This is a genomic window from Pinirhizobacter sp. (assembly GCF_035317885.1).
Taxonomy (GTDB): domain Bacteria; phylum Pseudomonadota; class Gammaproteobacteria; order Xanthomonadales; family Rhodanobacteraceae; genus Pinirhizobacter.
The window spans coordinates 1-11,638 of record NZ_DATHFX010000191.1 but is presented as its reverse complement, the minus strand read 5'-3'; the positions used below and the strand labels follow the sequence as shown (position 1 = coordinate 11,638).

11 protein-coding genes are annotated in these 11,638 nt (G+C 66.2%); 8 read left to right on the top strand and 3 right to left on the bottom strand.

Annotation, left to right across the window (positions count from 1 at the left end):
* Positions 1–1,332: MocR-like pyridoxine biosynthesis transcription factor PdxR (gene pdxR, locus VK519_RS06020; RefSeq protein ID WP_324348225.1), on the bottom strand; the 1,332-nt coding region annotated here is incomplete at its 3' end.
* 91 nt (positions 1,333–1,423) lie between these two features.
* Here pdxR and VK519_RS06015 point away from each other — a divergent pair.
* Positions 1,424–1,861: a carboxymuconolactone decarboxylase family protein gene (locus tag VK519_RS06015; RefSeq protein WP_324348223.1), complete on the top strand. Its 438-nt coding sequence runs from the start codon at positions 1,424–1,426 to the stop codon at positions 1,859–1,861.
* A 97-nt stretch (positions 1,862–1,958) separates the two neighbouring features.
* Here VK519_RS06015 and VK519_RS06010 read toward each other — a convergent pair whose 3' ends face one another.
* Positions 1,959–2,189, bottom strand: a complete 231-nt coding sequence (locus VK519_RS06010; protein ID WP_324348222.1) for a hypothetical protein — start codon at positions 2,187–2,189, stop codon at positions 1,959–1,961.
* A gap of 683 nt (positions 2,190–2,872) precedes the next feature.
* On the opposite strand from VK519_RS06010, the gene VK519_RS06005 reads away from it, so the two are divergent.
* The 5 genes from VK519_RS06005 to VK519_RS05985 all read left to right on the top strand — a co-directional run bounded on the left by VK519_RS06005 (position 2,873) and on the right by VK519_RS05985 (position 9,083).
* Positions 2,873–5,314 (top strand): TonB-dependent receptor plug domain-containing protein, encoded by a 2,442-nt coding sequence (locus VK519_RS06005; protein WP_324348221.1) that lies wholly within the window; start codon positions 2,873–2,875, stop codon positions 5,312–5,314.
* Positions 5,315–5,436: 122 nt separating this feature from the next.
* Entirely contained in the window at positions 5,437–6,345 is a 909-nt protein-coding gene (locus VK519_RS06000; RefSeq protein ID WP_324348227.1) for an ABC transporter substrate-binding protein, read from the top strand.
* Positions 6,332–7,444: an ABC transporter permease gene (locus VK519_RS05995; RefSeq protein ID WP_324348220.1), complete on the top strand. Its 1,113-nt coding sequence runs from the start codon at positions 6,332–6,334 to the stop codon at positions 7,442–7,444. Before VK519_RS06000 ends, VK519_RS05995 begins: the two co-directional genes overlap by 14 nt.
* Entirely contained in the window at positions 7,441–8,364 is a 924-nt protein-coding gene (locus VK519_RS05990) for an ABC transporter ATP-binding protein (protein ID WP_324348219.1), read from the top strand. Before VK519_RS05995 ends, VK519_RS05990 begins: the two co-directional genes overlap by 4 nt.
* Complete coding sequence (locus VK519_RS05985; protein WP_324348218.1) at positions 8,361–9,083, top strand: ABC transporter permease; 723 nt, start codon at positions 8,361–8,363, stop codon at positions 9,081–9,083. Before VK519_RS05990 ends, VK519_RS05985 begins: the two co-directional genes overlap by 4 nt.
* On the opposite strand, the gene VK519_RS05980 is transcribed toward VK519_RS05985, so the two are convergent.
* Positions 9,064–9,939: an alpha/beta hydrolase family protein gene (locus VK519_RS05980; protein ID WP_324348217.1), complete on the bottom strand. Its 876-nt coding sequence runs from the start codon at positions 9,937–9,939 to the stop codon at positions 9,064–9,066. The genes VK519_RS05985 and VK519_RS05980 overlap by 20 nt on opposite strands.
* A gap of 94 nt (positions 9,940–10,033) precedes the next feature.
* Here VK519_RS05980 and VK519_RS05975 point away from each other — a divergent pair, with 94 nt between their 5' ends.
* Both VK519_RS05975 and VK519_RS05970 read left to right on the top strand, forming a co-directional pair.
* Entirely contained in the window at positions 10,034–10,780 is a 747-nt protein-coding gene (locus tag VK519_RS05975; protein ID WP_324348216.1) for a FadR/GntR family transcriptional regulator, read from the top strand.
* Positions 10,777–11,638 (top strand): 2-dehydro-3-deoxygalactonokinase (locus VK519_RS05970; protein ID WP_324348214.1); only part of this gene is annotated, 862 nt, incomplete at its 3' end. The genes VK519_RS05975 and VK519_RS05970, both read left to right, overlap by 4 nt.

Below are 11,638 nucleotides of genomic sequence, written 5' to 3'. Positions count from 1 at the left end.
CGGCCCTTGCCCGCTTGCGTGGAATGAGGCGATGCCATAAAGCCCGATGCCAAGCCTGGCCGCGCGAGCGACCATCACCGCTTCGCTGGTGTCACGAAGCAGGGCGGTGAGATGGATGCCCGACGACGAGGGAACCGCTTCCATCCATGGGGCAAGCGGCCCCCGTATCCAGCCCAGCAAGGCTTCGCGACGACGGGCGTAGATGCGTTGGGCGCGGCGCAGGTGGCGGGCGAAATCACCCTCAAGCATGAAGCGCCCCAATGCCAGTTGCGTCAGCGTGCATCCATGCCAGTCGTCCAGTTGCCGCGCCTTGAGCAAAACCGGCATCAATGAAGGTGGTGCGATGGCGTAGCCGACACGAAGGTCGGGGAACATGGTCTTGGAGAACGTTCCCACGTAGATCACCACGCCGGCGTGATCGAGGCTCTTGAGCGACTCCACCGGCCGACCGTCGAAGCGGAATTCACCGTCGTAATCGTCCTCGATCACCACCGCACCCCGGCGGGCGGCCGCCTCCACCAGCGCCACTCGCCGCTCCAGGGTCATCGGCATACCCAGCGGGAATTGATGCGACGGCGTGACGTAGATCACCCGCGCATCGGCGGGAATGGCTTCCACGACCATGCCCTGCCCGTCGACGGGCACCGGCACGACACGAGCGCCCAGCGTGCGCATGGCCTGGCGGGCAGGCGGGTAGCCGGGATCTTCCACCGCGACGATATCGCCCGGCTCCACCATGACGCGGGCAATGAGGTTGATCGCATGCTGTGCGCCCGCTGTCACCAGCACGTCACTCCATTGGCAAGCCACCGCGCGTTGCATGCCCACGTAACGCGAAATGGCCAGGCGCAGTTCCTGTTCACCGGCCGGGTCACGGTAGGTGCCGGGCATCCGCGCCTGCAGACGCACCGCATGGGCCAGGGCGCGGCGCCACGCGGCAAAGTCGATGATGCGCCGGTCCACTACGCCGCCACGGAAATCCAGCCGCAAGTCCGCGCCGGCCCGCGGCATGGCCAGCGCATCGGGAACCGAACGCCAGACGGACGCAGGAACGATATCGATCGACACCGGACGCCGCCCGGCGGATGACGCCAGGCCCTGGCCAACGAAACTACCCCTGGCACCGTGGCCGACGAGAAACCCCTCGGCTTCCAGTTGCTCGTACACCTCGAGCGTGGTTTTCCGGCTAACCGCCAACTGCGATGCGAGCTCGCGCGTGGAAGGCAGGCGTTGGCCAGCGGCCAGGCGTCCTTCCACGATGGCCGCGCGCAGCTGCCGGTAAAGCTGGACGGTAAGCCCCTGACGCTCGTCGATGGTGAGCTGGAGGTCCAACCTTGGCTACCTAAAAATATCGAAAAATGGTCATTCAATGATGCCATGACGAAGCATAGCCTGTGTCCATCACTCACACAGGAGTCATCCTATGAAGCAGCGCCTGGATTTCTACAAAGCAAGCCCCGAAGCGATCAAAGCGATGATGGGCCTGGAGCACCGGGTCAGCAAAAGCGGGCTGGAGAAGCCGCTGGTGGACCTGGTGCGCCTGCGGGCCTCGCAGATCAATGGCTGCGCCTTCTGCATGGACATGCATACGGCCGATGCCCGCAAAGGGGGCGAGAACGAACGCCGCCTGGCGACGCTCGGGGCCTGGCGGGAAACACCTTTCTTCACCGATCGCGAGAGCGCGGCACTGGCCTGGACCGAAGCACTCACCCTGGTGGCGGACGGGCGCGTTCCGGATGAAGTCTGGAATGAAGTGCACCCGCATTTTTCGGAAAACGAACTGGCTGACCTCACCTTGCTGGTGGTGGCCATCAACGGCTGGAACCGTTTTTCGATCGGCTTTCGCAAGACGCTCGACTAACGGCGAGCAACACAAGAACCCTGCCGCGCGGCTGCGCGGCAGGGTCATGAAAGCCGGCGCGCCTACCTGCAAACCAGGCGCGCGCCGTTACGACCTCTTAGTGCGCGGTGGAGCCGGAAGCCGGAGCGGTACCGGAGGCAGCCGGAGCGGCCGTTGCGGAGGTCGCCGGGGTCATGGCCGTAGCCGGAGCAGCCGGAGCCGGGGCAGCGGCCGGAGCCGTCGACGCGGCGGCGGGGGCCGGCGGGGTGTCGCTGTTGTTGGAGCTGCAAGCAGCAACCAGGGCGATGGAGGCAAGGGCGAGCAGGCGGAGCGAGGTAGTGGCTTTCATGTCTTTTTCCATGGCTTAAAAGGGCAAAGTGCCGGCGCGATGCCAACCAGCGAACCGGTTGATTCTTCCACGGCATTGGAACACCGCGCCTGCGTTCGGATAGTGCAACTGCTTTTGTCAGCTGACAGGGATCGGTTGATGAAACCGATTTAACGACCCAGTTGCCGGTCCCCCGCCCAGGTCACTGCCATTGGCAACGTCCCAGGCGTCTATTCTGCACCGGATTGGGTCGAATCATTCAACCAGTCGCTAATTCCCTGACGCCGGCATACCTCGACGAAGGAGTTCATCGAGCGCCGGCGCTTCACATAGCCTGCCATGTTTGGCCAGTTTGTGGCAGGGCACGGCATGTTACAGGTTCAGCGTAGCAGCCGGGACAACGCCCGCATGGTGTCGGCCCCCGATGGATCGCCATCGACGCCTGCGCAGGACCCGTCCCGCTGGGAGCGTGTAGCCCAAGGCCGATCCCCCGGTTTCCTGGTCGCGAACTCCAGCCCAGCCCCCCACCGTAACCCTCCTTGACGCGACGCAACATAGGAAAGATTCGCATAGCACAAGTCCTCTACATTTCCGTTACATTCGGATTGCCGCATTGCAACATGCGAGTCGCACCGCCTGGCCAAACCGGCGAGTACAGACCGGTGGCCAGGGATCTTCCAGCACGACTTTCCACGAGGGGCAGCATGCGAATCCAGCCAGGCAATCGTCGTCATCCGCTATTCCTTGCACTTGGGATCACCCTCGCGCTCCCGGCGTCCAACGCCTTCGCCCAGGATCTCGCCCAGGTCGGTACCGGAGCGTCCGAAAAGGATGCCCGGCAACTGCAACAGGTGATCGTGACCGGTACCCGTACCACCAACCGCACAGAGGCTGAATCCCTTTCGCCGATCGACGTGCTGACCCCGGCCGACCTCTCCGCCAGCGGCAGCACGGACCTGGCCTCGGCTCTTTCCTCGCTGCTGCCGTCGCTGGATTTCCCGCGCCCGGCGATCAATGACGGCAACGATGCGATCCGGCCGGCGAGCCTGCGTGGCCTGTCGCCCGACGATGTGCTGGTACTGGTGGACGGCAAGCGTTACCACACCACCAGCCTGATCAATTACAACTCCGCCATCGGCCGCGGCTCGGCACCGGTGGATTTGAACTCCATCCCGGTCTCGGCCATCGACCATATCGAGGTGCTGCGTGACGGTGCCGCAGCCCAGTACGGTTCCGATGCCATCGCCGGCGTGATCAACGTGGTGCTCAAGCACGGCGGCGAGGCGGGCCAGAACTCCATCACCGCCAGCGGCGGCATCCAGGACAAGGGAGACGGTGCACAGAACGGCCTGATGGGTTCGGTAGGCATCCCGCTGGGCGGCGATGGCCAAGGTGGCAAGGCGCCAGGCTGGGTGCGCCTGGCCTGGAACTACAGCAACACCATGAAGACCAACCGTGCCGAGAACACCGATATCTCTACTACGCTTGCCGGCGCACCCAATCCCAGCGGCATTCCGTACGAACGGTACGGCGATCCTTCGGTGGTGACCAAGCAGGCGCTGTTGAACTTCGGTTACGCCATCACGCCGGGAGTGGAGCTGTACGGCTACTTGAACCTCGGCCGCCGCGAAGTGGACTCCAACGGTTATTACCGCGCCTTCGATTCCGACCGCAACGTGATCGAGGTGTACCCCAATGGGTTCCTGCCGCACATCATCAACAACTCCAACGACAGCGCCGCGGTACTGGGTGCGCGCGGCACCACCGACGGTGGCTGGAGCTGGGATGCCTCGGCCGATTACGGCGTGAACAACCTGGTGTTCGACATCGGCAATTCGATCAACACCAACCTGTACCGATCCACGGGTTCCTCGCCCACCTATTTCTACGCCGGCGGATTCCGCAATGAACAGGGCGTGGCCAATGTCGATATCAGCAAACCGCTGCAGGTGGGCTGGCTGCCGAACCCGCTGACACTTTCCTTTGGCGGTGAATACCGGCACGAAAAATACACCATCGATGCCGGTGAACCGGATTCGTACTACTTCAATCCCAACACGCTGATCCCCGGCACCACCGGCCCCTACGCAGGTGGCTCGCAGGTGTTCCCGGGCCTTACGCCGTCGGTGGCGGGTACCTTCACCCGCCACAGCGAAGCGGCCTACGTGGACGCCGAGACCGACGTCACCAGCCGGTTTTCCGCGGGTGTCGCGGCGCGTTATGAACACTACAGCGACGCCGGCTCCACGCGTTCGGGCAAGCTGTCCGGACGCTTCCAGCTCACCGACACGGTTGCCTTGCGCGGCACGGTGTCCAATGGCTTCCGCGCACCGTCGTTGGCCCAGCAGAATTACGAATCGGTGGTAACGCTGATCCAGAACGGAACGCTGGCGCAGATCGGCACCTTCCGTACGTCCGATCCCGCCGCCATCGCCCTCGGCGCCAAGCCGCTGACCCCTGAAAAATCCACCAACTATGGCCTGGGCGCGGTATGGCAGCCGAACAATGCCTTCAGCGCCACGCTGGATGTGTATCAGATCCGCATCTGGAACCAGATTCTTTATTCCGACCAGATCGCCGTGGATCCGACGCCGACCAGCCAGGTTACCGGTGCCCAGTTCTTCGTCAACGGCGCCACCACGCGCACGCGCGGCGCCGACCTGATCGCCAACTACACCACCGACCTGGACAGCTGGGGCAAATTGCGACTCTCCGCCAGCGGCAACTACAACAAGACCAAGGTGCTTGAGATCACCACGCCAGCGTTCGGCCGCAGCAGCGAGGGCTTGTTGACGTCCAGCACGCCCCGCACCAAGTACGTGTTCGCCGGGGACTGGCTGCTCGGCAGTTTCGACCTGCACGCCAACCTCACCCGCTATGGCGCGGTGATCCGGCGTGGTGACCTGGCCGATGCCAGCCAGGACCAGAAATTTTCCGCGCGTTGGCTGCTGGACCTCGCCGCCAGCTATAACTTCGATGCCTGGACCTTCACCCTGGGCGGCGACAACGTCACCAACCAGTACCCGACCAAGGCGGCGCTGAACAACATCTACGAAGACCGGGCGGACGGCCTGCAGTACTCCTCGCTATCGCCGTTCGGTTTCAACGGCCGCTACTGGTACGGCAAGGTCACCTTCAAGTTCTGACCCCTGGACGGCGCCGGTCCAAGGTTGGGGTCAGACGGTTGGGGGTCAGAGTGAATACTCTGACCCCGGGCCCGGGCCGTTCGATATAGTCATGGCCTAACCCCTCCCAAGGACACGGGCCCATCGCCACCTGGCGCGCCATCGTCGTCGTTGCCTGCCTGCTGCTGGCGGGCAACGCCTTCGCCCAAGCCATCCGCGTCGGCTCCAAGGCCGACAATGAAGGTGCCGTGCTCGGCCAGGTGATCGTGCAGGTGCTGCGCCATGCCGGCATGCCCGTGGACGACCGCACGCAACTGGGGCCCACCGCGATCGTGCGCCGCGCCCTGCTGGCGGGCGAGCTGGACATCTATCCCGAATACACCGGCAACGCGGCGTTCTTCTTCCACCGCGAAGACGACCCGGCGTTTCGCGATGCGTCGCGTGCCCATGCGCTGGCCAGGGCACTTGATCGCCAGGTCAACGCACTGGTGTGGATGCAGGCAGCGCCGGCGGACAACCATTGGGGCATCGCTGTCCCCCGCGCCCTGGCCGAGCGGGAGCACCTGCGCACACTGTCCGACTTCGCACGATGGGTGAACGGCGGCGCGCGGGTGAAGCTGGCAGGCTCCGCGGAGTTCGTTGACAGCGCCGCGGCGTTGCCGGCTTTCGAGAAGGCGTACGGCTTCACCATGCGCGGGGACCAGTTGCTGGTGCTTGCCGGGGGCGACACCTCGGTGACGATCAAGGCCGCGGCCGAGGGTACGTCGGGGGTGAATGCCAGCATGGTGTACCTGACCGATGGCGCGCTGGCGGTGACGGGCCTGGTGGTGCTGGAGGACCCACGCCACGTCGAACTGGTGTACCAGCCGGCGCCGGTGGCGCGCGCCGCGCTTCTGCAAAAGTATCCGTCCATTCCCACGCTGCTCGATCCGGTCTTCGGTCGCCTGGACGTGGACACGCTACGCCGCTTGAATGCGCGCACCCAGGTGGACGGCACCGACGCTTCCGTGGTGGCGCACGACTACCTGGAGACCATCCATGCGCTGGACTGAGCGCGCCTGGCCGCTTGCCTTGCTGGTGCTGGGCGTCACGGGACTGCTGGCGTCCCTGGCATTGAACGCCGTGGTGGTGGCCCCGAACCGGCTGCTCACGGGACACGGGTACCTGTCCATCGCCGTACCCTCCTTGTGCTGGCTGCCGCTGGCCTGGCTGTTGGTGCTGGTGACTGCGCGCATGCGCGGCGGGGCGGGCCTGGTGGTGGCCATCTCTTTGTTGGCGGGCTTGCTGGCCGCCACCGGGTTGGCTGCCGGTGGTTTGCTTGCCACGGCCGGCGAGCACGCGCGGGTGCAGCTGGGCGCGGGCTTCTGGTGCATGGCCACGGCAGCGGTGTTGCTGGTAGCCGATCGCCTGCGCGAGATCCAGGCGCGGCCTTACCTGCGCCTTGCGTGCTGGGCTGGCCTTGCGCTGCTGGCGGTGGCGATCGCTGCTGCGGGTGTGTTCGACAGGCTTTCCATCGTGCAGGAGTTCACCCTGCAACGAACGCGTTTCATCACTGCCGTGGGCCAGCATCTGCTGCTGGCCTTCGCCGCCGCCGCCGCGGCGGTGGTCCTGGGTGCACCGCTGGCCATTGCCGTGGCGCAACGGCAAGGTGGGCGCGGCGCCACCCTTGCCATGCTGAACCTGGTGCAGACGATTCCCTCGATGGCCCTGTTCGCCTTGCTGGTGGCGCCGCTGGCGTGGCTTGGTGTGGGGGGCACGGGCAATGCACCGGCCCTGGTGGCACTGACCGCTTATGCCTTGCTGCCGGTGGTGCGCTACACGCTGGCGGGCCTGGCCACAGCACCGTCCGCCGCCCTCGACGCGGCACGCGGCATGGGCCTGCAACCGTGGCAGGTACTGGCACGCGTGCAGTTGCCGCTTGGCCTGCCGGTGTTCGCGGCGGGCCTGCGCATCGTGCTGGTGCAGTCGATCGGCCTGGCCGCGGTGGCGGCGCTGGTGGGCGCCGGCGGCCTGGGGCGCTTCGTATTCCTGGGCCTGGGCCAGGGCGCCAACGACCTTGTCATGCTGGGCACGCTGGCCATCATCGCGCTGGCCCTTGCCGCCGATGGCGCCTGCCGCGCCCTGGAACGATGGATGGAGCCGCACGCATGATCGAGTTCGCAAACGTCAGCAAACGATTCGGGCAGGGCGAGGCCGTGGATGGCGTGTCGCTGAGCATCGCTTCGGGCGAGTTGTTCGTGCTGGTCGGCCCTTCAGGTTCCGGCAAGTCCACCTTGCTGCGCATGGTCAACCGCCTGGTCGAGCCCGATGAAGGCGCCATACGCATCGATGGGCAGGACGTACGCGACACGCCGGCTACCGACCTTCGCCGCGGCATCGGCTATGCGATCCAGTCGGTCGGACTTTTCCCGCATTGGACGGTGGCGCGAAACATCGGCACCGTGCCCCGCCTTCTGGGCTGGAAAGAAGACCGCATCGAAGCCCGCGTGAAGGAATTGATGGCGATGGTGGAGCTCGACGCCGGCATCGCCACGCGTTTGCCCGCGGAACTCTCCGGCGGACAGCAACAACGCGTGGGCGTGGCCCGGGCGATGGCCGCTACACCTGCCATCGTGCTGATGGACGAGGCCTTCGGCGCGCTCGACCCCGTCACGCGCGAAAAACTGCAGCGCGCCTTCCGCCGCATCCACGCCGATACCGGCACCACCGTGGTGTTCGTCACCCATGACATGGACGAAGCGCTCCAGTTGGGTGACCGCATAGCCTTCATCGACGGCGGGCGCGTTCGCCAGTGCGGTACGCCGCTCGAACTGTTGTTGAGCCCGGCCGACGAGGTCGTACGCGGCTTCGTCGGTGGTGCATCGGCGGGCTTGCGCCTGCTATCGGTGCGCAAGGTGCGCGACGCCATGATGCCGGGCAAAGTTACCGATGGAACGCCGTCGATCGACGCCGATGCAGACCTTCGCCAGGCTCTGTCGATGATGCTCGACGGACGCTTGCGTGCCTTGCGCGTCGACGGCGCCGATGGCCAGGTGATCAGCCTGGATGGCCTGCTGGCGCCACCGCGATGAACTGGCGCATCGCCCTGCCGGCGCTGGCCCTGGTTGCCCTGTTGCTCTGGCTGCCGCAGTCGGCGCCTGCGTTCCACGCGATGTTTCCCACGCTGGGAAAGCCGGTGTACCTGCGCACGGGGTTCGGGCAGTTGGTAGCCATCCACGCGGGCATCGTGCTGCTGGCGAGCACCACTGCGGTACTGGTCGGCCTGGCCGTGGCCGCGCTGGTCACGCGCCCCTTCGCCAGCAGCCTGTTGCCCACGGCCAATGCCGTGGCCGTGGTGGGCCAGACCATTCCGCCGGTGGCGGTGCTGGTGCTGTCCGTCCCCTTGCTGGGCTTCGGCGCGCCGCCCACCTTGCTGGCGCTGGCGGTATATGGCGTGCTTCCCGTACTTGGCCAGGCCATCGCGGGCCTGCGCAGCGTTCCGCCGGACGCGATCGCCGCTGCCGACGGCATGGGCTACGGACCTTGGCGGCGCCTGACGGACGCCGAGTTGCCGCTGGCGGTGCCAGCGATCATGTCCGGCGTGCGGCTATCGGTGATCGTGGCCGTGGGCACGGCCACCATCGGGTCGACCGTGGGCGCCACCACCCTGGGCTCGCCCATCGTCGAGGGGCTGGTCGGCAACAACCCCGCTTACGTCATACAGGGCGCCTTGCTGGTGGCGGCGCTGGCGATGCTGGCCGATGGCCTGCTCGAATGGGTGGAACGGCGTGTTACTTCGCGTGGTCGCTGAGCCAGTCGACCACGGTTGAGGTAAGCGCAAGGCGCTTGTCCGAATAGGGATGGTCGGTGTCGAAGTGACGGGTCTGGACGTCCGAGTCGCCTGCCTTGCGCAGTGCATCGGCCAGCGCCTGCGCCGAGGGCTGCAGGCCGTCGTTGGAGGAGATCAACAGGGCCGGGCGGTCTTTCAGCAGCGGCACCCACGACTGGAATTTCCAGGTAGCAACATTGGCCTGGGCTTCGGCGATCAGTCCATCCACGGTGCAGCCCACCAGCGGGATGATGTCTTCCTCCCATTCCTTGCGCTCAGCGCCCTTGACCATGTCGGGGGTGATGCTGCCCATGTCGGCGCCGGAAATCATCACCAGGCCCTTGACGTCCTTGGCATGGCCTACGGCCCAACCTGCGGCAAAGCCGCCCATGCTGTGGCCGGCAACGAAGATCCGGTTGGGGTCGATGCGATAGTCCTTCGCATGGGCAGGATCGCGCGCGAAGGCCACCGCGGCGTCCGCATCCTCGAGCACATGGGTGAAGGAGAACGTGCCCGGGCTACCCCACGATCCACGGTAATGCAGGGTCAGGACATTGAACCCCGCACGGCGGACAGCCTGGGCCAGGTCGAGGTTTTGCTCGTTGCCGGGAAACCCGTGGAACAGCACCAGCGTGGGGTGCGGCCCCGCGCCCGAGGCGAGGTAAAACACCGCGTTCATCTTCGAACCATGGCTGTCGATCTGGGCAACCTGCATGCGGGCGGGGTTCGCCTTGTCCGCCGGCGGATCGGCGGTGACCACACCCGGGTGCGGGTAGGGAGCGGCCGAGGCGCTGAAAACCAGTAACGACAGGACAAGGCAAGCCAATATCGCGCGCATCGGGGACATTCCTGGGCCGGAGGTGTCCAAGCGTGGGCCTTGCCGAATTTGGGCGCAAGGTGGACCGATGAATTCCGCCGACGATGTGCTATAAATGATTTGTATGACAAATGACCCTGAGGGGGTCCACGTGGCGCGAACGACGGGACCGCGAAACCTGCATGGACAGGTGGTCCAGGAACTAGGGCAAATGATCGTCGGCGGCAACCTTGCCCCGGGCGAGCCGTTGCCGCGCGAGGAAGCCCTGGCCACGCGCATGGCCGTCAGCCGCACGGTACTACGCGAAGCGCTGAAAGTGCTGGCTACCAAGGGCTTGATCGAAACCCGCCAGAAGACCGGCATGCGCGTGCGCGAAACCCGCTTCTGGAACCAGCTCGACGCCGATGTCCTGGCCTGGCGTTGCGCGGCGATGCCCACCGACGACTTCGTCGACAAACTGGTGGAAATGCGCGAGATCGTGGAGCCCGCCGCGGCGGCTGCCGCCGCACGCCGCCGCGACGACGCCCAGCTGGCCGAGGTCGCCGCCGCTTACCAGGCGATGGATGAGGCGATGGACCTCGACTCCTGGGCCGAAGCCGACGTTCGCTTTCACGAAGCGGTGCTACGCGCCACCAACAACGAATTGCTCGCCTCGCTGTTCTCGGTGATCCAGACCGCCCTTGCCACGTATTTCCTGATGTCCGCCCGCACCACCGCCAACTTCCGCTATGCCCTGCCCCAGCACCATGCCGTGTACGACGCCATCCGCCGCCGCCGGCCCAACGCTGCGGCCGACGCGATGCGGGGCCTGATCAACGATTCGCGCGACAAGCTGAAAACGCGCCGCGCGGCAAAGCCATGAACCACCTGATCGCCCTGGATTGGGGCACCTCCAGCTTCCGCGCCTACCTGCTCGATGCGGCTGGCGCCATCGTGGAAACCCGCCAAAAGCCCTGGGGCATCCGCCAGTTGCCCGAAGGCGGTTTCGGTGGCGCTTTTGCCGCGATGGTGGCCGGCTGGCCCGACTGCCCGGTGATCGCCGCCGGCATGGTGGGCAGCCGCAATGGCTGGCATGAAGCGCCTTACCTTGATATTCCCGCGGGCGTAGCCGAGCTGGCCGCGGCCCTCGTGCCGGTTCCCGCCCCCGCCGGGCGCGTGGTGCACCTGGTGCCGGGCCTGCGCAACAGCCGCGGCCCCGACGTGATGCGCGGCGAGGAGACCCAGCTGGTCGGCGCGCTGGCGCTGCGGCCGCCGCCCGAGGGCGAGGCGACCGTGGTGCTGCCGGGGACGCACAGCAAATGGGTGCGGGTGAAGGACGGCGTGATCACCGATTTCGTGACCACCATGACCGGCGAACTGTTCGCCCTGCTGTCCCGCCATTCGATCCTGGCGGTCGAGGTCAAGCCCGATGCACCCATGGACGTCGACGCCTTCAGCCGCGGCGTGCGCACCGCGCGCGCCAGTGGCGGCGCCGGTGGCGTGTCACGGTTGTTCTCGACGCGGGCGTTGATGCTCGACGGCACGCTCGACGCGTCAAGCGTTCCGGATTACCTCTCGGGCCTGCTGATCGGCGAGGAAATCCGTTCGACCCTGGCCGATGGCCGCATGGACTGCACGCTGCCGCTACGCCTGGTGGGTGACGCCGCGCTGGGCGCGCGCTACCGCATGGCCGCCAGCGACTTCGCCCTTACCGTTTCACCCGCCGTTGAAGACACCGCCG